We start from the raw sequence: 20,819 nt of genomic DNA, 5'->3' as shown, positions 1-20,819 counted from the left end.
CCCGTGGTGCCACCCTCCGCTGGCATACTTGGCGGCGTGCTGACAGGAGAACTGGGAGCCTTCCTGCGCAGCCGAAGGGAATCCGTAACGCCAGCCCAGGTCGGGCTCCCGGTCAACTCCGGCCGGCGTACTCCCGGTCTGAGGCGCGCCGAACTGGCCACCCTCGCCGGGGTCAGCGTCGAATATCTGGCACGACTGGAGCAGGGTCGGGATACCCGCCCGTCGGCCAAGGTGCTGAGCGCGCTGGCGAGGGCGTTACGGCTCAGCGACGAGGACGCGGAACACCTGCATCTCCTCGCCGCGGTCACCTCCGGCATCGAGCTCGGTCCCCGTACCCGGCAGGCCGTGCGGACGGTCCGTCCGGCGGTGCTGGCCGTGCTGCGTCAACTGGAGCCGGCGCCGAGTTTCGTGGTCAACCACCTCGGTGACCTGCTGGCGTGGACCGAGGCGTACGAGCACCTGGTCCGTTCCCTCGGCATGCTCGACCGTGATCCGCCGAACGTGTTGTGGTTCACCTTCGTCGACGACCGGGCCCGCGCGGCGTACCCGGACTGGGACACGGTCGCGGACGAGCACGTCGCTGACCTGTACGAGCTGCGCTGGGGCGATCCGGCGGTGGACGCGTTCGCCCAGGAGTTGGCGCGGACGGCCGGGCCACCGTTCGCCGAGCGGTGGCAGCGGCGCCCGCTCGGCGGCCGCCGCGCCGGGGTGCGGGAATTGTCCCATCCCGAGGTCGGCACCCTGCGGCTCACCTTCGAGACGCTGCAACTGTCCGATCCGGAGCTGCGTCTGGTGATCCTTCTGCCGAGCGACGGCGAAACCCGGGTCGGCCTGGACAAACTCCAGACCGACCGTCGGTCCTAGCCGGTTTCATCAGCGGATCCGCCGCCGGGGCCGATCCGCCCGGGTCGCTCAGCTCGTCCGCCCGCGCAACGCCACGACGGTCTCCCGCCAGCCCGCGCCCCGGGCGATGGCCGCCCGCAGCTGGATCACCGTGCGCCGCTGGTTCAGCCCCAGGGCACCGATGACCCGGTCGCCGCGGCGGTACAGGGCGAGGAAGCTGTCGGCGTCGACGTCGCCGGCGACGATCATGGTTTCCTCCGCCTCCGGCAACCCGACGAACTGCACCCGGTCCCGGTTCCAGTCAGACCAGAAGTACGGCACGGTGGCGCACGGCCGGGTGCGGTCCGGGTCGACCGCGTTGCGGGCCGCCACCGCGGCCTGCTCCGCCGCGGTGGTCCAGTTTTCCAGCCGCATGACCTGCCCGAACACCGGGTTGAACCAGCGCGCCACATCCCCGGCCGCGTACACCCCGGCGACGCCGGCCGACAGCGTCTCGTCGCAGACCACGCCGTCGTCCAGTTTCAGGCCGGAGCTGGTGAGCCAGTCGGTCGCCGGCGTCGCGCCGATACCGACCACCACCAGGTCGGCGGGCAGTTCGGTGCCGTCGGACAGCCGCACCGCCCGGACCCGGCCCGGGCCCTCGATCCCCACGACGCCGCTCCCGCACCGCAGGTCCACACCGCAACGCCGGAGCACCCGGCCGAGCACCGGACCGAACTCCGCGCCGACAGCCCGCAGCAGCGGCGCCGGCCCGGCCTCCACGACCGTGGCCTCGATCCCCCGGCGCCGGGCCGCACAGGCGATCTCCGCCCCGATGAACCCGGCGCCGACGATCACCACCCGGGCGCCGGGCACGAGCGCGGCCCGGATCTCCCGGACGTCGTCGAGCCCGCGCAGGGTGTGCACCCCGGCCATGCCGGCAGTACCGGGCAGGGGGCGGGCTCCGGCGCCGGTGGCCAGCACCAGGGCGCCGTACCGGATGGGTGAGCCGTCCACCGTGACCGTGCGGTCGTCCAGGTCCAATTCTGTGGCCGGGGCGCCGAGCCGCAGATCCACCCCGAGGTCGGTGCGGAGCGAGTCCGCGGTGCGGAAGTACGGTGGCTCGGGTTCGCCGGGCCCGTCGAGGAACTCCTTGGACAGCGGTGGCCGGTCGTACGGCAGGTGCGTTTCCGCGCCGATCAGCGTCACGGCGCCCGTGTAGCCGGTCAGTCGGGCCGCCTCCACCGCGCGCAGGCCGGCGAGGGACGCCCCGACGACGACGAGACCCGCGGCGCCCACTAGTGCGGCAGGGAGACGAGACCGAGCTGGCCCAGGATGCCCATGTCGTCGGTGAGGCCCCACCGTTCGACGACCTGGCCGTTCACGAACCGGAAGATCTCCACGCCACTCACCTTGAAGGCCCGGCCGGACGGTGGCACACCGTTGAAGTCGCCGAGGTGGGTACCCGACACGGTGAAGGCCATCGACACGTGATCTTCGTCCGCGGTCACGTGCCGCTGTTCCAGGCGCAGGTCGGGGAATGCGGTGGTGAGGCCACGGAAGAAGGCCAGGAAGCCGGCGCGCCCCGGGCCCTGGCCCGGGGCCGGGTCGTGGTCCACAGCCCCCTCGGCGAACAACGCGTTCACCCCGGTCTCGACGTCACCGGCGTTGATCGCCGCGATCGCCCTGCTCAGGGTCGTCTCGTTGGTTTCGCGTGACATCGGCTCTCCTTATCGGACCTGGGCGACCGGGGCCGCGGACCGGCTGTGCACCGGCCGGTACGTGTTCGCCCGGCGTCGGGTGACGATGGTGTCGGTGAAGGCGCGGATCTTCCGCACCTCGTCGGGGCGGTCGGACTCCGGCAGGTGGTGGAAGGCGTCGTAGTGTTCCTTGCTCTCCCACTGGGCGTACAGGATGATGAACGTTCCCTCGATGCCTCGGCAGATCGCGTGTGAGCGGTACCCGGGCACGGTCATCAGCCACTCGTCGCGCTGCCCGAGGGCGTCGACCAGGGCCTGCTGGTTCTCCGGCTCGCAGTCCATGACGATGATCACGGTGTGGTCGTTCCGGTGCGGCCCGATCTCGATGTGGTCCAGGTTCTGGTGGTGCTGGACGAAGACCGCCTCGGTCTTGAGCAGCGCGACCGACGTGGCGATCTGCTGGAACAGCGGAACGACCCCCTGCTGGTACTTCGCGGTGGCGTACCGCGCCTCCAGATCCGCCAGGCTGCGCCACTGCACGTAGTTCGCGGTACCGGGCGAGTCCACCGCGGCGTGCACGGTGGAGGAGATCCACCCGGGGTAGGCCGCGTTGTCGACGATCGCCTTCATCTCGTCGACGATCCGCGCCTGCTCCTCGGCGGTGTTGCAGGTGAACATGTTGAAGACGGCCAGGTACCCGTCCCCTGCCTTGATGAACGGCATGTCGGCTCCCCTCTCTCGGTGCTCAGACCCGGGTGGCTTCGACGACACTGCACAGCCCGCCCGCGACGATCCGCGACAGCTTCAGCCCGACCTGCTGGAACAGCGCGTCGAACTGGGCGCCGCTGCGCTGGTGGCCGCCGCTGATCACGAGCATGTCCAGGTCCATCAGCTTCACCGTCAGCGACGGGCTGGTGTCGTCCGGCAGCACCGCCTCGATCAGCAGCACCCGGCCGTCCGCGGTCATCGCGTCGCGGCAGTTCGCCAGGATCTGCCGGGACGGCTCGTCGTCCCAGTCATGGATGATGTTCGACAGGACGTACGCGTCACCGTCGGCGGGTACCGCCTTGAAGAAGTCGCCGGCAACGAGTTCGCTGCGGTCCCGGACCCCGGCGGCGTCCAGCGGCGCGCCCGCGCCGGCGATCACCTCCGGCTGGTCGAACAGCACCCCACGGGCCTCCGGTACGGCGCTGAGGACCTGCGCCAGCAGGGTGCCGTGACCGCCACCGACGTCGACGATCCGGCGGAAGCCGCTGAAGTCGTACGCGGCCACGGTCGGCGCGATCACCTGCCGGGAAAGCTCGGTCATCGCGTTGTCGAAGATCTCGGCCACCTCCGGGTTGTCCCGGAAGTGCTCCCACACCTCGGCGCCGTGCACATCCACGAACGCGGGCTTCCCCGTCCGGACGGTCCTGGCCAGGCCATCCCAGGTGTGCCGGTCGGCGGGCAGGGCTACCCAGCGGGCGAAGTTGCGCAGCGAGTTCGGCGAGTCGCTGCGCAGGGCGTGGCCGACCTCGGTGAGGGCGAAGACCCGTCCGGGTAGCTCCTGGAACAGCCCGATGTCCGCGCACGCGCGCATCAACCGGTACAGCGTCTGCTCGTGCGCGCCGACCGCGCCGGCGAGTTCCTTCACCGTTCGGGCCCCGGCGCCGAGGTGGTCGGCGACCCCGAGCTCGGCGGCGGCGCTCACCGCCGACGCCATCCAGCTCGCGGTGGCCAGCTTGAGCACCTGCATGGCCGGTGGAATGTCCATGTTCTCGACCTGCATGACAGGTACGCCCTCCTTGTGTCGCGCTTCGGGTTGCGTGGGTGCTCTCAGGCGGAACACCGACGGTCAGGTCTGTCTCCGGGGACGCCGACGGTCAGGACCGGCTGAGCGAGGCGCTCGGGTTGGTCCCGGTTCGCACCTGCGGGGTCGCCGCCCGGCCCTTGAGCAGACGGCCGAGCAGCGCCGACTTCTGGCCGAGCAGACAGCCCAGCGCGTGCCGGTAGATCATCAACGGGGTGATGCCCCGGGTGCCGGTCTCGATACGCGCGGCCAACTCCCTCAGGTCCAGCGGGTCGGCCGCGACGCGGTGCCGGATGGCCAGCAGCGGCACGTAGACGTTGCTGCGCTGGAAGATCAAGTCCGCCAGCGCCAGGGTGAGCAGAGTGTGCGGGACGGACCCCTGGGCGAACGACAGTCCCCGACCGGCCATGGTCAGCCGCAGGTGCGCGGCCCGGCCGGCGACCGGCCCCAGCACCTTGGAGTCGCGGCAGATGGCATCGAGCGAGGCACGCAGCTCGGCGTACGCTTTCTGGTGCCCGGCCACGGTATCCAGATCCATCGCCCGCAGGGCGTGCACCGAGATGTGCGCGCCGAGGTTGTGGTGGAACCTGTTCCGCAGCCGGGCGACGTGCTCCGGGTCGGTCTCGTTGGCCCGCCGGTACACATCCTCGGACACCATCACCGCCGCAGCCGGCATGGTCATGTCGCTGATGGTCTTGCCCAGGGTGACGATGTCGGCCGGCCGCATCACGTCCTGGTGGCAGAGGTAGTGGGTGCCGCTGCGCCAGCCGCCGGTGAGCACCTCGTCCACGCCGACCAGGTAGCCACGCTCATCCCGGAGCCGGTCGATGGTCGCGAGCAGTTCGGCCGGCAGTTGCCGACACGACGCGCCCTGAATCAGCTCGAACCACACCAGGGCGACCGAGTCGTCGCGGACCACCCGCTGGAACTGCTCGACCGCGTCCGTCGCGAACGGGTCCAGGTAGATCAGCTTGGCGTAGTACGGCCGGAACGCGTCCTCGACTGACTCGGTCTTCTGCGGCCCGTACTTGCTCAGGTTCAACGAGAACAGCGTCTTGCCGCCGTAGTTGCCCTTGAACGTCACCACGGTCCGGCGCTGTGGATGCGCCAGGGCCGCCAGCGTCACCGCCATGTGGTTGCCGATGGCCCCGCTCACCGAGGGGAAGCCGTGCGCCAGCCCGGTCAGCCCAGCGAGTTCCCGCTCCAGGTCGACGAAGTAGTCATGCTCCGGATCGTGCCGCTGGAAGACCTCCGGCACGAGGTCCGGCGGATTGTGGCCGCGCAGGTTACTGCCGAACCCGCCGGCGCAGTCGATGACATCCCGGCCCTCGCCGACGGTGAGCCGCCCGCCCACCGCGCGGCGGACGTCCAGGTTGAGGTTGAACGTCTTCGCCATCTCGGCGATGGTCGGGTTGATGTGCCGGCCCCAGTACTCGAGCGTGGTCGCCGGGTCGGCCTCGATCTCGGTCATCACCGTCCGGTGCCGGTCGGTGATCACGCCGGCCCGGTCCAGCACGTCCAGAACCAGCTCGGCACAGATGACGTTGCCGCCGTACGTGGACGTGTGCGCGAAGCAGTCCACGTGGTTGCGCCAGATCTTCTGCGCCTCGTCCGCCATCGTGAGCGCGCCGAACGGCACCTGCCGGTCGGCCAGGGTCTCGCCGAACACGACCGCGTCCGCGGCGACCGGGTTGGCGAACATGTCCGCCCCGGTCAGCTCCAGGTCGGTACACGACAGGATCACCAGTCCGCCGCCCTGCCGGCAGTCGCGCAGCAGGTCGCGCAGCCGGGCGTCGTCGAGGTCGGTGTCCGCCTCACGGACCACGATCACGCCCGCCCACGGCGTGCCCGCGTACCGGCTGCCTGCCTCCTCGGCGGACGACGCGCTGACCACGTGCGGGATCAGCGCATCGTCCACGCCCGCCCCGAGCGGGTCCATGAATTCCTGGTACCGACCCCGCGGGTCGATCAGCAGAATCCAGCCGCCGGAGTCCCGCCCGTCCCTAACCGCGGTGTGCCGGGCCAGCTTGATCGCCGCGGACAGGGCCTCCAGGCCGGAGCTGAGCAGGTAGGTCACCCGAGGCCCGCGTGACTCGACCCGCACCAGGTCGTCCAGCAGGTAGCCGAGCTTCGCCGCGGACGGGTTGACGTAGTTGCTCGCCATCAGGAAGTTGCAGCGTTCCTCCCGGTTGAGCTGGGTGATCAGCTCGAGGGTACGCGCGGACGCGGAACGGAACACCGATTGCCCTGCGCTTCGCGGCATGGCGTCAGTTCTCCAGCTTCAGCGCGGCGACCGGGCAGGTGAGGACGGAGTTCGTGGCCGCGTCCCACTGTGCCTCGGGAATGTCGTGACCGTCGAGGTGGAAGACCAGGTCGCCCTCGTCGTCGATCTGGAACAGGTCCGGGGCGGCGGTTTCGCAGACGCCGTGCCCCTCGCACCGGTCGCGGTCAACAATGATTCGCATCAGGACCACCCTCGCCAAGTGGAAGTTCGGGATCTGTCAGGTGTGCAGCGTCGTGGGCAGCGCGGCCAGGCCTCGGATGGTGTTGTGCCGTCGCCACGTCGGTTCCCCGACCTCGATGTGCTCGACCCGGGCGACGAGCTCACGGATGAGCGCGTGTGCCTCCATCCGCGCCAGCCCCTGACCGACGCACCCGTGGATGCCATGCCCGAAGCCGAGGTGGCTGGCCACGTTCGGCCGGGTGACGTCGAAGGCGTCCGGGTCGGTGAAGACCCGCTCGTCCCGGTTCGCCGAGGCGTACAGCAGGAACAGGCGGGACCCGGCCGTCATCGTCACCCCGTCGGACAGTTCGTGGTCCCGGGCGACCAGCCGGCAGAAACCACGGGCCGGGGTTTCGAGCCGCACCACCTCGTTGAACGCGGCAGGGATCAGGGACGGGTCGGCGCGGACCTTGCGCCACTGCTCCGGGTTGTTCCCGAAGAGCCACAGCGCGCTGGCCAGGGCGCTGACCGTGGTGTCCAGCGACGGCACCAGAAAGTCGCCGAGCAGCACGGACAGCTTCCCCGCCTCGACCTCGCCGGAGTCCACCGCCGCGACCAGATTCGCGCCCCAGCTGTCCGGACGCAGGTTCCGGGACGTGGCGAGCTCGTCGAGGAACTCCCAGAGGTTCTTCAGGACCGGGAAGCCGGCCATGGTGCGCTCGTTCATCGGGCCCAGGGCGTTGAACCCGGCTGAAGCCCAGGCAAGCAGGTTGCCGGTCTCGTTCTCGGGCCAGCCGAGCAGATCCGGGATCATCGACACCGGGAACCTCTGCGCGAACTCCGGCACCGCGTCGAAGGAGCCACGCTCGACCAGTTCCTCGACCAGCGCCGCGGCCCGTTGCTGCACGTGGTCCTGGTGCTGGCGCAGCGCCTTGGGGGTGAGCTGCCGACCGATGACCCGGCGGAGCCGGTCGTGGTCCGGCGGGTCGCTCCCGATCGTGCCGCCGGCCATCACCTGGTTGAGTTCCTCGCTCAGCCCGACCCCTGAGCCCGACGAGAAGGTCTCGTAGTCGTGCAGGGCGGCGTAGACCTCGGCGTACCGGGCCATCGCCCACACCTGGTACCTGCTCAGCCAGACCGCCGAGCCGATATCCCGCAGCATTCGGTAATTGTCGTACGGTGCCAGAACTGATTCGTCGGAGTAAAGGTCGACGTCAGATGTGGGGGTTACGGTCGTTACGGTCACATCGAGCAGCCTTCCGGGTTATCGGACACGGTGACGGGACGCACATTGCGAGCTTCTGGGAATCGTTGCGGGAACGGCTGACGTACGCACAAGCGCCGATAGAATGTGGTGTTCAGTTTTTCGGGGAGCCCTCGAAGGGTCAAGGCCGCGATCTCCAAGTCTTGGCGAACTTTCGTCGGGTCGATGTCAACTCCGTGCCAGCCTTGATTCGGCAGCGGGCATCGCCACCGGTCAGCCGCCCTGGTCTGCCCGGCTCGGCTCTCGTGACGCCGAGGGTCGCCCCGCCAGTGCCAGTCTCAGCCGGGCCTGGTTGCGGGTCGGGCGGATCCACAGAATGCGCGGGGAAGGCACAGCGCCGGCAACATCCACAGAGGGGACGTCCATGTCAGGCAAGGTGGTGAAGCTAGCCGTGATCCTCGGCAGCGTGCGCGAGGGCCGCTTCGGCCCCGTTGTCGCGAACTGGACCGTCGAGCAGGCGCGGCAGCACGGACGGTTCAAGGTGAACCTGGTCGACCTGGCCGAGGTCGACCTGCCGCTGGTGCTCGGGCCCGAGCCACCCGCGATCGCGACGACGGACGCCCGGCCGGCCGAGATGGCGCAACTCACCGCCGCGCTCGACGAGGCCGACGCGTTCATCCTCGTGACGCCGGAGTACAACCGCAGCTTCCCCGCATCGATCAAGTCCCTGATCGACTGGCACTACACGCAGTGGCGGGCCAAGCCGATCGGGTTCGTGTCGTACGGGTCGATGTCCGGCGGCCTGCGGGCGGTCGAGCAGTTGCGCCTGGTGTTCGCCGAGATGCACGCCGTCACTGTGCGTGACTGCGTCAGCTTCGCCAACTACTGGGAGCAGTTCCAGGAGGACGGCACGCTGGGCAACCCGGAGCCGGCGCAGGAGGCGGCGAAGGATCTCCTCAACCAGCTCGGCTGGTGGGCAGAGGCGCTGCTGGACGCGCGGGCCAACAACCCGTACCAGCCGTGACCGCCGGTCCGGCCGATCGAGCGATCGCCGCTCTGCGTACGGGACACCAGGACCTCGCACGTCGTGTGACGGTGATGACGCCGCAGGACCTGACCAGCAGGTCGGCAGCGAGTGAGTGGACGATCGCGGACGTGCTGAGCCATCTCGGCAGCGGCGCCGAGATCATGCTGGCCACCCTCGACGGGGCGCTGGGCGCCGCCGCCGTGCCCGGCCCCGGCTTCCGGGAGTCGGTCTGGGACCGCTGGAACGCGCTGGCTCCACAGGAGCAGGCGGGCGCGTTCGTCGGGTCCAACGAGGCCCTGGTCAGCCGCTTCGAAGGGCTCGACCCTTCCCAGCGGGAACACCTCCGGGTCGACCTGGGCTTCCTGCCGGCACCGATCGATGTGCTGACCACAGCGTCCCTGCGGCTCAACGAGTTCACCCTGCACAGCTGGGACATCGCGGTGGCGTCGGACCCGTCGGCGACCCTCGCGCCGGAGGCGGTGGAGTTCCTCTTCGAGCCGCTGCGGATGCTCATCGGCTGGATCGGCCAGCCCGGCAGGATCGGCGGCGTCCCGCCGGTGCTCGACGTCCGGACCACCGACCCGGAGCGTCGCATCGGTCTCGACCTCGGCGAGACCGTGCAGATCGTGCCACCACCGGCGGACCCGGCGCCCACCCTCGCAATCCCGGCAGAGGCATTCCTCCGCCTGACCGCCGGACGTCTCGCACCGGAGCACACGCCACCGGGGGTCTCGCTCGACGGCGATGGACCGACCCTCGACGACCTGCGCACGACGTTTCCCGGCTTCTGACACCCCTGCATCGGGCGGAGCCCCGCCGCTTCCCTGCAGTGCTTGCCCAGGCGTGGTGACCATTGATTTGCTTCAGTGCCAGATCGGAGTGCCATGAGAATCGCCGTAGTGGGAGCAAACGGCCGCACCGGCCGGTTGGTGGTCGAACAGGCGCTGGCGCGTGGGTACGACGTCATCGCACTCGCGCGACGGCCGCGGCAGTCCACACCGCCGGACCGGAAACTCAGCAGTGTCAGTGTGGATGCTCTTGACCGCGAGCGGGTGGTCGAGGGTCTTTACGGGGTGGACGCCGTCATCTCCGCGCTCGGCATCGGCACATCGCGAGAACCCACGGTCACCTATTCGGAAGGGACGGCCAACCTGCTGTACGCGATGGGCAGGCAGGCGATCAGGCGGATAGTGGTGATCTCCGCCTCCCCGGTGGGCCCACGGCAGGACCAGTCGTTCTTCGACCGCCACGTGGTCGTCCCCGTCCTTGAGCGCTTCTTCGGGGCGACGTACCAGGACATGCGGCGGATGGAGGCGCTACTGGCGGCCAGCGACACGGACTGGACCTCGTTGCGACCGCCGCGGCTGTTGGAGAAGCCGGCGACCGGCAACTATCGGCTCGACGTCTCGCGGCCGCTGCCGAAGGGCCGCACGCTGACATACGCCGACCTGGCCACAGCCCTGCTCGACGCCGTGAACCGCGACGACCTGAGACGACGGCCAGCGTACGTTGCCAACTGAGTTTTTCACCGTCTCCCCCGGCCACCCGCCGCCCCACGCCGATCGAGGGGTACGGCCGTGGCCGCGCGTCCCTCACCAATACGGCCTGCCGCCACCGCCGACGCCGGGAAGCGGTTCCTGGGCGCTTGACCGCGTCCTGTTGTCCGGAACACTCGGGTTGACGTCTGCGCGCGATCGCAAGCGCCCAGCCGCCCTGTCCGATACATTACATGCGAATCCCCTTCACTTCTCGGACGCATGCCTGATCCCGACACAATGCCAGCCTGCCGGGCGCCAATAGAACACCAGTTCAGGGCATCGCTTGAGTTTAGAACTCCACCCGAATCACTGCGCTGGGCGCAGGATGCTCATTGGTGGACTTGATTGACACACTCCTGCATTGATCGGTACGGTCGGAGCAACTTCCACAAGGTTGAAATGACTGGTTGAGGGAGAAATGGCGTATTCGTCTGATCTTCTCGAACTCGACAAGCAATGTACCTGCGGCAGAGAGACGCTGGTTCCAGCGGAGGGGGACCAGCCCCAATTCCTCCGGGGCCTAGCCGGCCAGCTCATCAACCGGAAAGTACTGGTGGTGGAGAGCAACCGGGCCGAGGCAGAGACGCTTACGCGCGGGTTGCGCCGGCACGGGCACGAGGTCGTCAGCGTCGAGACGGGCGTGGCGGCGTTGCAGGTGCACGAGGAGGCCGACATCGTGCTGCTCGACCTGGAACTGCCCGACCTGGACGGCCTGGAGGTGTGCCGGGGAATCCGGTCGGCCTGCGACACCCCGATCATCGCAGTCACAGCCCGGGGGGCGGAACTTGACCGTGTACTGGGACTCCAGGCCGGAGCCGACGACTATCTGGTGAAACCGTACGGGTTCCGGGAGTTGCTGGCCCGCATGGACGCCGTGTGGCGCCGAATCCGCCCGCGCGCCCAAGTCGCCCGGACCATCTGCCAGGGGCCGCTGGAAATCGATCTGAACGCCCGGCAGGTCCGCCTCGCCGGCCGGCCGATCGATTTGACGCGCAAGGAGTTCGACCTGCTGTACCTGCTGGCATCCAACCCGGGCACGGTCATCTCCCGGAGGCGCCTGATGCTGGAGATCTGGGGCGACTCCTGGTCCCGGCGGACCGTCGATACGCACGTCGGGACGTTGAGGAACAAGCTGGGAGCCAGCAGTTGGATCATCACGGTACGAGGTGTCGGTTTCCGGCTCGGCCACGGGTGATCACAGAATCACGGTCGCTCGTCAGCTGACCACCTCCATGGTTGCGTGTGCTGCTGACCGCCAGCCCGGATCGTGCCCGCCGCGATCCGGGCTGCACACGCCGGGGCGCCCGCCGGAGTTCACTCACCGTCCGGCGGGCATCACCCAAGGTCAGAGAGTGGCGAAACCCAGGACCAGCACGACGATCGAGAACACCGTGAACACGGCGGGCATGGGCGCGCCCTTGGCGTCGTTCGCGCGCAGGTGAGAGATCACCGCACCGAGGAAGAACAGCACCACGCCCGCGGCCGCGGCGACGCCGAGCGGGCGGAAGAAGATTCCGATCAGCAGCCCGGCGACACCGAGCAGCTGCAGGGCCGCCAGCACCGGGAACATCCGCTCCGGAACCCCGACCCTGACCAGGACGTCAACGACGTCCTTCTGCCGGACGAGCTTGTTGCGTGCGGTGAACACGAGCAGGGCGGACAGCAAGACCGCGGCGATGATGTACGCAATATTCATGCTTTCTCCACTATCTGGCGACCTCGATCGTTGAACCATATCAATAACTTCCTTGGGCGCGCAATACGCGTCCTGTTACCGTGCTTGACATGGAACGATCTGGCCGAGGCGACCCGATGAACCGCCTGAGCCTGCTGCTGGCCAAGCGGGGCTCGCTCACCGACGCCCGGCTGCGCATCGCACTGAGCGCGAACGGGCTCACCCCCCGGCATGCGATGGTGCTGAGCTACCTGGAATCCGAGCCGGCGTGCCAGCAGATGCTGGTCGATCTCCTGGAGTGCGACCCGAGTGTGCTGGTGGCGATCCTCAACGAACTGGAACGCGCCGAGTTGACCTACCGCCGGCGTGACCCCTCCGACCGGCGCCGGCACATCGTCGAGATCACCCCCCACGGCCGCCGTGCGCTCAAGACCGTGGAAACCACGTTCGCCGAGGTGGAGGACGAACTGTTCGGCGACCTCTCCGAAGCGGAACGGGCGACGCTGCGCGAGCTGTTGAGCCGGGTCGCGCCCGGCTTGGGCGAGTGCCCGCGCATCGGGCTGAAGGCGAAGCTCCAGGTCATGCGGTAACCGGACCGATCGGGCCGGCCGGCGCTGCGTCCCCGGAGCCGGTCACCGCACCGGCGGTGGCCCGGAATCCCGGACGTCTGACCCAGCCGAAACACCGGCACCAGCCCGGCCGCCGAAACAGGTTCGGCTCGTCGATCGACACGCCCGCCCGCGGCCACCGGTGGCTGCCAACGCGGGGGCAGACCTACCAATGTAGACGGTCGCGGCACTAGCCTTACCAGTTATGGGCATCAACGTTTGGAGCTACCTCGCCGAGTACGAGGCGGAACGGGAAGACCTGCTTGAGGCTGTCGACAAGGTGTTCAGGTCGGGGCAACTGGTGCTCGGAACGAGCGTGCGGTCGTTTGAGGCAGCGTTCGCCGCCATGCACGACGTAGGCCATTGCGTTGGTGTCGACAACGGCACGAACGCACTCGCGTTGGCGCTGCGCGCACTCGACGTCGGGCCAGGCGACGAGGTGATCACGGTTTCGAACACTGCCGCACCCACGGTCGTCGCGATCGACGCTGTCGGTGCAACCCCCGTCTTCGTCGATGTTCGGCCGGAGACGCAACTGATGGACGTCAGCAAACTGGCGAGCGCCGTGACCGAGCGGACCCGCTGTCTCCTTCCGGTACACCTGTACGGGCAGGCGGTCGACATGCGTGCGGTAAACCAGGTCGCTCAGGACTTTGGGCTCGCGGTCCTCGAGGACTGCGCCCAGGCGCATGGGGCTCGCCAGTCGGGTCAGATCGTCGGGTCGTTCGGTGACGCGGCCGCGTTCTCGTTCTATCCCACGAAGGTGCTCGGCGCCTACGGCGACGGCGGCGCGGTGATCGTCGACGACGAGCAGGTCGCTGCCACGCTGCGACGATTGCGGTACTACGGCATGGATGACCGCTACTACGTCGTTGAGACGCCTGGATTCAACAGCCGCCTCGACGAGGTCCAGGCCGAGATCCTGCTCCGGAAGCTCTCACGTCTGGAGCAGTACATCTCGGCCCGGCGGGCGATCGCGGCAACCTATGACGCGGCGTTCGCCGGATCAGACCTCGGTCTGCCGACCGTCGCGGCCGGCAACGATCACGTCTACTACCTGTATGTCGTGCGGCACCCGGCTCGCGAGGAGATCATGCGGCAGATGAAGGGCGCAGGAATAACGCTGAACATCAGCTATCCGTGGCCGGTGCACACGATGAGTGGCTTCGCGCACCTGGGGCAGGGCGTCGGGTCGCTCCCGGTCACCGAGCGCCTGGCGGACGAGATCTTCTCGTTGCCGATGTACCCGACCTTGTCGGAGCCGGACCAGGCTCGGGTGATCGACGAGCTGCTGAGGATCCTGGCCCGCCTGTGAGATGAGCCGGCTATGCCGCGTTCGCGTCGGCTGCCGACCGTTCGTAGACCGAAATGACGAGCCTGCTGTCGGGCTCGGCGGGCGTGCGTTCCCAGTCGCACCACCGCTCGCGCAGTCGCAGCCCGGCAAGCCGTGCCATGAGGTCGAGTTCAGCAGCCGTTACCCCGCGGCCATCGAAAGGAATAACACGCACCAGGTTCTCGCCGAAGATGATCTCGCGGATATGGAACTGCTGCGACAGGGGGTCCACCTGGTAGGCCCACAGCACAGTGGCGTTCTCACCGAAGTGCGCGGGCATCACCCCGAAATCGCCAGGTGCACCGACGGAGGTCTCAAGAACTAGCACACCGTCGTCGGCCAGGAGTTGGCCTGCGTTCAGCATGCACTGTGCCTGCTCGTCCTGTGTCGTCAAGAGCAGGAAAGTGTTGTCGACGCACGCGACGAGCTTGTACTGGCCATCCACCGCAATCTTCGGTAAATCGCTGACTGTGGTTTGCACAGCATCGCCGCCGGGCTTGGCGGCCAGCGCGCTGAGCATGTCCGCCGAGCTGTCGATACCAGTCACCTTGAGACCGCGGGCAGCAAGTGGAATCGCGGCGCGGCCGGTACCGACGCCCAGCTCAAGCACCGGCCCGTCCCCAGCCAGTTCAGCAAGGGTGGTTACCGTTGAGTCGGGCGCGAACGCGCCGTAGACAGTGTCAAAGAGTTCGGCGTAGCCGTCTCCATAGGTGGCTGCTGCCATGTCGGTTCCTTCCATTGGGGGTGAGTTCAAAGACCCGCCGGGAGCGATCGCCTGCCGTTCCCCTCGTAGGCGACGCGCGAGCAGCCGAGGCTCAGTTCTTCCGCTCGGCTGCTCGCGTAGGGGACCCTTGGGCGACGGCGCGAGGTCTTCCCGCGGATCATTGTGTGGCGATCATGCGTGACGGTCGCTGAACCGGGAGGGCACATGGTGACCTGAGCAGCAAGGAATGAGCTGTGCTGGCGCCGTTGCTACCGATCCAGCCCGTTCGGAATTGCCAGTGACGTGGTGATCGGCAGGTTATACGCGATCTGCTGAGTGGGCACCGACTCCTGCTGAGTGGGCACCGACTCGCCGTGGAGAGACCTGCCGGGACGCTCAGGCCGCGCTGACCGTCTAGCAGGGTTCATCCGATGGGCGGCCGGTGGCACGTGGGCAAGCTAGGGTGGCGGCAAGGACATCGCGCTGGCGAAACTCGCCGACGGCTGGAGCATCCGGGGCTTTACGTCACCATCGCGCGTCGGCGTCAGTACGGCACCGATGCGGCCAGAAGGGACTGCGATTGCCGAAGCGCGGGTCTCGAGGGCAACGGCCGGGCCAGCAGCGGGCTGGCCACCCGAGGTCCACACCCTGGCCGCCAGCCGCGGCCGATCCCCTGCCACGGTCACCACCACCGGTCAGGCCGCAGATTCCCCCGCCGTTGTGATCCAGACGCTCGACCAGGTCCGGGCACCCCGGCCCGCCCAGCCGGCCGGTTCCGGACCCGGCCGAACTCGGCGAACCGACGGCCTATCCGCAGCATAGAACCTCTCGGCCCTAGGCTGTCGATCTACTCCATCGGAGGCTCGTACTTCGGGTTTTCCCACACAAAGTTAATCTTGTTGCCACCTGGGTCCAAGACCTCCGACAGCTTGATGAAGTCGTAGTCCTGGATTTCGCCGCAGGTCACGCCCCCTCTTTCGAGACTGGCGACGTGGGAATCGATGTCCTCGACCCCGATGACGATGCTGGTCTTGCCCGCAGTCTCCGGGTCGTGGGCGACCTGAATCCATGCGTTGTCGGCGATCTGCCACTCCGCGACGCCCTCCGCCGGCTCGACGTCGGGGTCGCGCCCAATCCACTGCTTGTACCAGGCAACTGCAGCGGCATGGTCCGAGACCGGCAAAACCGCGTTAACATTCTTGAGGTTCGGCACGCTGTCTGTCCTTTCAGGTAGATGCGTGCTAATTCTTACGCCCTCGGAAGACTGTACGCAAGGGTATACGACACCAGCGTTTCACACGTGTCAGGCGTGTCTTCCGGCCGGCAGTGTTCACGGGTAGCGACCACTTGCCCGCGGCCGGCCAAACCCGTAAGTCCACCATGGCCTGTACCTGGCACGATGTCGAAGTTCATCACGAACGACCCGTCGGCGTTCTGCACGCCTTCCGACTCGAACATGAAGCCGCCCTCGAATCCGTCGAGGCGGCCGACAAAGGCGCCGGCGCTGTCGATGCTGCCGTAGCCGCCGGGGTCCAAGATCTGGAACTCGGTGTCCTGAGTCTTTCCGGCGAGCCCGCCCGAGTACTCGATGCCGTAGGCCATCCGCCAGATCGAGTGGCCGGTTGGCGTGTTGGCGACTTCGTAGAAGTCCACGTAAACCGGCCGCACGGTGCCGCTCGCAAAGGTGGACGGTCCGGACGGGCTGGGTGTGACAGACGGCTTGGGCTTGCCGGGCGGCCCTGGCGTGACGGGCGGCCCAGGTGTGACAGGCGGCCTTGGCGTGCCCGGCGGCCCCGGCGTGACAGGCGGCCCCGGCGTGACAGGCGGCCTGGGCGTGCCTTCCGACATGGCGCTCGATGTCGGCGCTGTGGCCGGGGCGAGGCCGGCGACCCCAGCGAACCGCAACTGCAGCGCGCGTCGCCCGCTCGACACGTTAGCTTCCGCTCGGCGGATCTTGTCGGCGCTCGGCGTGGCGGTCAAACGGGCCGGTGCGCTGGCTGCGGCGGATTCAGACGCCGTCATGAGGGAGGAAAATGGAAGAAGAGCAAGTAGGCACGGTAGAGTCATGAGACGACTAGTAAGTTTGTAACGCATTCGAGCTACCAGCTCTCCTGTCCTTCTCGCCTTGCTTTGACGACGGTCGACATGTTGAGCGAACCGACGAGTGGCGACGAACCTGCCGTCGCAGCTCAAGGAGCGAGCTGCGACGGCAGCGCCGGGCGAACCTCGGCCCGGTGTCGGGTCAGTCGGCCGTGATCACCGAGTGCAGAGCGGTCTCGGTGAACACCTTGATCGCGACGACCTCCTTGTTGGCGTTCGCCATCGGCACGAGGCCCTCCTGCAGGTAGCTGAAGCCGACCGGCGGGACCTTGTTGATGGTCGCGAACATGTGCGCCGCGTCCGGGTTGTGCAGCGTGCCGATCGGCGTCTCGACGGCGAGGTAAATCATCTGGTGGCTACGCACCGTGTCGCCGGCGGCGAAGTCGGTCCCCAGCGGAATCTCCAGGCGGCCGAGCGACGGCGGCAGGCTGACGTCGAACGACCGGCCGATGCCGAGGGCCACCTTCTCCCCGGGGAACAGCACACGGCTGGTCGCCTCGGTCCGGTACTGCTTGATCTCGAGGTCGAGCCGAAGGGCGCCGTTGAGCGTGAGCACCGGGTCGTGGAGCTGGATGTGGCAGGGTGCTTCCGGGAACTCGAACCGCTCTCGCGGCGCGCTTGCGTCGTAGGGGTCCTTGCCGACGACGACCTCGATCGTCGTCTGCGCGATCGCGTGGTAGCCGCGGCTGCCATCGGTGAAGGTTCGCCGCGGCGTCATGACCTCGAGCACCTGGCCCGCGCGGCCACGCAGGGCAGCGACTGGGTCGGCGATCTCGCCGGGGAGATCCCTCCCGAGCTCCTCCAGGAGCATGTCACCAATCTTGATCATTTGGTTCACCTTTCTGCGAGTCGACTTGACCGTGCGAGTTTCCTGACCTTTCCTGCGAGTCACCATCATGGAGATCTGGTGACATCAGTCCAATTAAGGACGACGGCGCCTGCCGATCAGAAAGATCGAGCAGCCGGAGGCTCTCCCGTCTCCCACAACACTAAGAGCACGGCGCGCAGCCGGACACCGGCAAGTTACGCCAGGCAATCAGACGGCTACGCCACAAATCGTGGCGCAGCTGCGACGCCCACCGACACGACTACGCCGCTGTGTGTGAAATCCACGCCAGACGGCGGGCTGCGACGGCCATGAGCGCCTAGCATCCGCTACATGTCTTGCAGAGCCTGTGGCGACGCGGTGACGCAGTTCCTGGACCTCGGCCCGCAACCGCTGTCAGACGCATTCCGAAACCCCGACGATTCCTCAGACGAGTTCTGGCTTCATCTGAAGGCAGTGGTCTGCCGCGGTTGCAAAGTCGTTCAGCTTGCCGACCCGGGGCCGGTCGAGCGGATGTTCCACGATGGGTATCCGTTCCGCACTTCATCGTCGGTGCGGATGTCGTCACACTTCGCCGCGACTGCCGACCGCCTCGTTGCCGGGCTGAAATCGCCAGACCCCTTCGTCGTCGAGATCGGCAGCAACGACGGCACCATGCTCGCCTCGATCGCCAATCGCGGCATTCGACACCTTGGCATCGATCCGGCAGCCAACATGGTCGGCGAAGCTCTCTCCCGAAAGGTCAACGCTCGGGCGGAGTGGTTCGACGCAACCACAGCTGCCAAAACCCGGGACGAGTTCGGCCCGGCCGACATCGTCTACGCGGCCAACACCATGTGCCATATCCCGGATCTCCATGGCGTCTTCGAAGGGCTGGAGACGCTGTTGGCTGACGACGGCATCGTCGTTTTCGAAGACCCCTACCTCGGCGACGTCCTTCGCCTCGGCTCGTATGACCAGATCTACGATGAGCATTTCTACCTGTTCTCGGCCACCGCGGTCGCGCGGATCGCGGAGCTGCACGGTTTCGCGCTGGTGGACGTCGAGCACCTTGAGGTCCATGGCGGAGAGCTGCGGTACACCCTCGCTCGTGATGGCCGACCTCCGTCGCCTGACGTTGCTGCGCTGGTCGCCAGAGAAGATCGGGAGGGAACGCACAGTCCGGCTCGACTCGAAGCGTTCGCGGCAGAGGTCGCTGACCGCCGAGCCCGGCTGCGAGATGTGCTCGTCGAGGAGTGCCGATCCGGTCGAAGCGTCGCCGGATACGCCGCGACCGCGAAGAGCGCGACGATCCTGAACTACTGCGGCATAGGGCCGGAGCTTCTTCCTGTCGTCTACGACACCACGCCTGAGAAGCAGGGCCGCATAACTCCCGGCTCACACATCCCGGTCGAGCCGTTCCCGACCGATCTCGCCGACTATCCGGACACTTTCCTGCTCTTCGCCTGGAATCACGCCGACGAAATCATCGCCAAGGAGCGGCAGTTCGTCGACCGAGGCGGCCGATGGATCCGTTACGTGCCGGACGTGCGGATTGGCTAGCACCGTGCGCGCCCCGTCGCACCTCATCGAGTCGCATGCTGACCCGACGCTACTCGACGAAATTCGACACTGGCGCGAGGCGCTCGGCCGCACTCGATACGCGCATCCGTCCAGGCTCCCACTCGACGCCGTCCCGGGCTGGAACACCAGCGCCGGGGAACCTGCCTTCACGCATCGGAGCGGCAGGTTCTTCGCCATTCGAGGCCACGGCGTACGTACGGTGGACGGCCAACGATCGTGGATGCAGCCAATGGTCGACCAGCCGGAGATCGGCCTGTTGGGAATTGCGGTGACACCGTCCAGCCGCGGCTACGCGGCACTTGCCCAGGCGAAGGCTGAGCCCGGCAACATCAACGGCGTTCAGCTGTCGCCGACCGTGCAGGCGACTCGGAGCAACCAAGAACGTGCGCACGGAGGTCGCGCTGTCCCATACCTCGAACTCTTCGATGCCGCGACAGCCGACGTCATCGTCGATTCGCGACAGTCCGAGCACGGCGGTGTCTTCTGGAAGAAGCGAAATCGCGTGATGATCGTACGGACGCCGCAATTCGAGCCGATCGAGGGCTTTCGCTGGATCGAACTCGCCGATCTGATGGCGTTGCTCCATGACGATGACCTTGTGCACGCCGACACCCGGGCCGTTCTCGCTTGTGCGCCATGGACGCTGCCCGACGAGTTCGTGACCGCTGGGGCGCGGCTGCCGTCGCTCGCCCGAACGTTGGCCGGGTCCACCACCTGCGACCTTCGGCCGCTGGCGCGCTGGCTCTCGGCACAGCGCACCAGGCGATCGTCCGTTTCCATCAGCGTCGCCTTGCCAGGCCTGGTCGGCTGGCGACGGACCACCGATGCGCTCAAGCGCGACGACGGAACCGGCTTCGAGGTTGTCGCCGTCAGCGTCGAAGCGGCGGGACGCGAGGTCGACGGTTGGTGTCAGCCGATGATCCGGCCGGTTGATCTCGGTGTGGTGGGTCTTGCTGTTTCAGACCGTGATGGTCAGCTCAATCTGCTCATGCAAGCCTGTCCCGAGCCGGGCCTCGTCGACGACGTCGAGTTGGGCCCGACCATCCAGATCGCGGGCGGCGACCCACCACGATCCGTCGCGGAGGCGGAGCTGCTGGCGCTCCTCCTCGACAGCCCGGCGGAGGCGGTCCTGTTCGACGCGGTGCTCTCCGACGAGGGCGGGCGGTTCCTGCATAGCCGCTGTCGGCATGTTGTCGCGCTGATCGACGGCCGCGACGCGCCGGAGGGCTTTCGTTGGTGCCCCGTAAGCGAGGTCGTCGGAATGCTCGTCCACAGTCACCAGGTCAACATGCAGGCGCGCAGCGCCCTGGTGTGCCTGCTCGGCGCGGTCGTCGGCGAGCCGCTGTCGAAGCCAAAGTAACTACTGCGGGCGCACGAACTGCTGTCCGATGCGCGGACTAAATTCGCTCGGCCCGTGACACCCGGCGAGACGCGGTGCCCTTCGGCCACAACGACAGTTCTGGGAGGCCGCTTGGGGCGTGCGCGCGG

Annotated in this window: 21 protein-coding genes; 9 read left to right on the top strand and 12 right to left on the bottom strand. The window is 67.8% G+C overall.

Annotated features, from left to right (window positions below):
* The first annotated feature begins 36 nt into the window (after positions 1-36).
* Entirely contained in the window at positions 37-864 is an 828-nt protein-coding gene (locus E1193_RS01375; RefSeq protein WP_132179395.1) for a helix-turn-helix transcriptional regulator, read from the top strand.
* Positions 865-912: 48 nt separating this feature from the next.
* Here the strand turns inward: E1193_RS01375 and E1193_RS01370 are convergent, their stop codons facing one another.
* The 7 genes from E1193_RS01370 to E1193_RS01340 all read right to left on the bottom strand — a co-directional run bounded on the left by E1193_RS01370 (position 913) and on the right by E1193_RS01340 (position 7,916).
* A complete protein-coding gene (locus tag E1193_RS01370; protein WP_132179393.1) occupies positions 913-2,121 on the bottom strand; it encodes an FAD-dependent oxidoreductase in 1,209 nt (402 codons plus the stop codon).
* Entirely contained in the window at positions 2,121-2,543 is a 423-nt protein-coding gene (locus tag E1193_RS01365; RefSeq protein WP_132179391.1) for an ester cyclase, read from the bottom strand. The genes E1193_RS01370 and E1193_RS01365 overlap by 1 nt, the downstream gene beginning before the upstream one ends.
* Positions 2,544-2,552: 9 nt before the next feature.
* Positions 2,553-3,245, bottom strand: coding sequence for an antibiotic biosynthesis monooxygenase family protein (locus E1193_RS01360; protein ID WP_132179389.1), 693 nt, complete (start codon positions 3,243-3,245; stop codon positions 2,553-2,555).
* A 22-nt stretch (positions 3,246-3,267) separates the two neighbouring features.
* Positions 3,268-4,290: a methyltransferase gene (locus E1193_RS01355; RefSeq protein WP_132179387.1), complete on the bottom strand. Its 1,023-nt coding sequence runs from the start codon at positions 4,288-4,290 to the stop codon at positions 3,268-3,270.
* Positions 4,291-4,384: 94 nt separating this feature from the next.
* Complete coding sequence (locus E1193_RS01350; protein ID WP_165945577.1) at positions 4,385-6,550, bottom strand: aminotransferase class III-fold pyridoxal phosphate-dependent enzyme; 2,166 nt, start codon at positions 6,548-6,550, stop codon at positions 4,385-4,387.
* Between the two features lie 28 nt (positions 6,551-6,578).
* A complete protein-coding gene (locus E1193_RS01345; RefSeq protein WP_132179383.1) occupies positions 6,579-6,776 on the bottom strand; it encodes a ferredoxin in 198 nt (65 codons plus the stop codon).
* Between the two features lie 36 nt (positions 6,777-6,812).
* Positions 6,813-7,916, bottom strand: a complete 1,104-nt coding sequence (locus tag E1193_RS01340) for a cytochrome P450 (RefSeq protein ID WP_132179381.1) — start codon at positions 7,914-7,916, stop codon at positions 6,813-6,815.
* A 466-nt stretch (positions 7,917-8,382) separates the two neighbouring features.
* Between E1193_RS01340 and E1193_RS01335 the strand changes: the two genes are divergently transcribed.
* The 4 genes from E1193_RS01335 (at position 8,383) to E1193_RS01320 (ending at position 11,718) form a co-directional block, all read left to right on the top strand.
* Entirely contained in the window at positions 8,383-8,982 is a 600-nt protein-coding gene (locus tag E1193_RS01335; protein WP_132179379.1) for an NAD(P)H-dependent oxidoreductase, read from the top strand.
* Positions 8,931-9,776 carry a maleylpyruvate isomerase family mycothiol-dependent enzyme gene (locus E1193_RS01330; RefSeq protein WP_347877002.1) on the top strand — a complete coding sequence of 282 codons (846 nt, stop codon included), beginning with the start codon at positions 8,931-8,933 and terminating at the stop codon, positions 9,774-9,776. Before E1193_RS01335 ends, E1193_RS01330 begins: the two co-directional genes overlap by 52 nt.
* 93 nt (positions 9,777-9,869) lie before the next feature.
* A complete protein-coding gene (locus E1193_RS01325) occupies positions 9,870-10,505 on the top strand; it encodes an NAD(P)H-binding protein (protein ID WP_132179375.1) in 636 nt (211 codons plus the stop codon).
* A gap of 574 nt (positions 10,506-11,079) precedes the next feature.
* On the top strand, positions 11,080-11,718 hold the full coding sequence (locus E1193_RS01320) for a response regulator transcription factor (protein ID WP_243707205.1): 639 nt from the start codon (positions 11,080-11,082) through the stop codon (positions 11,716-11,718).
* A gap of 150 nt (positions 11,719-11,868) precedes the next feature.
* Here E1193_RS01320 and E1193_RS01315 read toward each other — a convergent pair whose 3' ends face one another.
* On the bottom strand, positions 11,869-12,219 hold the full coding sequence (locus tag E1193_RS01315) for a DoxX family protein (protein WP_165945576.1): 351 nt from the start codon (positions 12,217-12,219) through the stop codon (positions 11,869-11,871).
* An 89-nt stretch (positions 12,220-12,308) separates the two neighbouring features.
* Between E1193_RS01315 and E1193_RS01310 the strand changes: the two genes are divergently transcribed.
* Both E1193_RS01310 and E1193_RS01305 read left to right on the top strand, forming a co-directional pair.
* On the top strand, positions 12,309-12,788 hold the full coding sequence (locus E1193_RS01310) for a MarR family winged helix-turn-helix transcriptional regulator (protein ID WP_132179369.1): 480 nt from the start codon (positions 12,309-12,311) through the stop codon (positions 12,786-12,788).
* 223 nt (positions 12,789-13,011) lie between these two features.
* Positions 13,012-14,121 carry a DegT/DnrJ/EryC1/StrS family aminotransferase gene (locus E1193_RS01305; protein WP_132179367.1) on the top strand — a complete coding sequence of 370 codons (1,110 nt, stop codon included), beginning with the start codon at positions 13,012-13,014 and terminating at the stop codon, positions 14,119-14,121.
* Positions 14,122-14,131: 10 nt separating this feature from the next.
* Here the strand turns inward: E1193_RS01305 and E1193_RS01300 are convergent, their stop codons facing one another.
* The 4 genes from E1193_RS01300 to E1193_RS01280 all read right to left on the bottom strand — a co-directional run bounded on the left by E1193_RS01300 (position 14,132) and on the right by E1193_RS01280 (position 17,771).
* Positions 14,132-14,863 (bottom strand): methyltransferase domain-containing protein, encoded by a 732-nt coding sequence (locus E1193_RS01300; RefSeq protein WP_165945575.1) that lies wholly within the window; start codon positions 14,861-14,863, stop codon positions 14,132-14,134.
* 826 nt (positions 14,864-15,689) lie between these two features.
* On the bottom strand, positions 15,690-16,055 hold the full coding sequence (locus tag E1193_RS01295) for a VOC family protein (protein ID WP_132179363.1): 366 nt from the start codon (positions 16,053-16,055) through the stop codon (positions 15,690-15,692).
* A 35-nt stretch (positions 16,056-16,090) separates the two neighbouring features.
* Positions 16,091-16,495, bottom strand: a complete 405-nt coding sequence (locus E1193_RS01290) for a DUF3224 domain-containing protein (RefSeq protein WP_132179361.1) — start codon at positions 16,493-16,495, stop codon at positions 16,091-16,093.
* A gap of 589 nt (positions 16,496-17,084) precedes the next feature.
* Complete coding sequence (locus tag E1193_RS01280; protein ID WP_132179359.1) at positions 17,085-17,771, bottom strand: hypothetical protein; 687 nt, start codon at positions 17,769-17,771, stop codon at positions 17,085-17,087.
* A 330-nt stretch (positions 17,772-18,101) separates the two neighbouring features.
* On the opposite strand from E1193_RS01280, the gene E1193_RS01275 reads away from it, so the two are divergent.
* Positions 18,102-19,310, top strand: coding sequence for a class I SAM-dependent methyltransferase (locus E1193_RS01275; protein WP_132179357.1), 1,209 nt, complete (start codon positions 18,102-18,104; stop codon positions 19,308-19,310).
* 4 nt (positions 19,311-19,314) lie between these two features.
* Positions 19,315-20,691 (top strand): NDP-hexose 2,3-dehydratase family protein, encoded by a 1,377-nt coding sequence (locus E1193_RS01270; protein WP_165945574.1) that lies wholly within the window; start codon positions 19,315-19,317, stop codon positions 20,689-20,691.
* The last annotated feature ends 128 nt before the right edge of the window (positions 20,692-20,819 follow it).

Source organism: Micromonospora sp. KC606 (genome assembly GCF_004348675.1).
Lineage (GTDB): Bacteria > Actinomycetota > Actinomycetes > Mycobacteriales > Micromonosporaceae > Micromonospora.
The sequence above is the reverse complement of the archived record's forward strand: the minus strand, read 5'-3'. Positions and strand labels throughout refer to the sequence as shown.

Coding starts and splice junctions, on each gene's coding strand:
- E1193_RS01365 (WP_132179391.1), bottom strand. CDS start 2,543: ATGTCACGCGAAACCAACGAGACGACCCTGAGCAGGGCGATCGCGGCG.
- E1193_RS01360 (WP_132179389.1), bottom strand. CDS start 3,245: ATGCCGTTCATCAAGGCAGGGGACGGGTACCTGGCCGTCTTCAACATG.
- E1193_RS01355 (WP_132179387.1), bottom strand. CDS start 4,290: ATGCAGGTCGAGAACATGGACATTCCACCGGCCATGCAGGTGCTCAAG.
- E1193_RS01345 (WP_132179383.1), bottom strand. CDS start 6,776: ATGCGAATCATTGTTGACCGCGACCGGTGCGAGGGGCACGGCGTCTGC.
- E1193_RS01340 (WP_132179381.1), bottom strand. CDS start 7,916: ATGCTGCGGGATATCGGCTCGGCGGTCTGGCTGAGCAGGTACCAGGTG.
- E1193_RS01335 (WP_132179379.1), top strand. CDS start 8,383: ATGTCAGGCAAGGTGGTGAAGCTAGCCGTGATCCTCGGCAGCGTGCGC.
- E1193_RS01325 (WP_132179375.1), top strand. CDS start 9,870: ATGAGAATCGCCGTAGTGGGAGCAAACGGCCGCACCGGCCGGTTGGTG.
- E1193_RS01315 (WP_165945576.1), bottom strand. CDS start 12,219: ATGAATATTGCGTACATCATCGCCGCGGTCTTGCTGTCCGCCCTGCTC.
- E1193_RS01310 (WP_132179369.1), top strand. CDS start 12,309: ATGGAACGATCTGGCCGAGGCGACCCGATGAACCGCCTGAGCCTGCTG.
- E1193_RS01305 (WP_132179367.1), top strand. CDS start 13,012: ATGGGCATCAACGTTTGGAGCTACCTCGCCGAGTACGAGGCGGAACGG.
- E1193_RS01300 (WP_165945575.1), bottom strand. CDS start 14,863: ATGGCAGCAGCCACCTATGGAGACGGCTACGCCGAACTCTTTGACACT.
- E1193_RS01280 (WP_132179359.1), bottom strand. CDS start 17,771: ATGATCAAGATTGGTGACATGCTCCTGGAGGAGCTCGGGAGGGATCTC.
- E1193_RS01275 (WP_132179357.1), top strand. CDS start 18,102: ATGTCTTGCAGAGCCTGTGGCGACGCGGTGACGCAGTTCCTGGACCTC.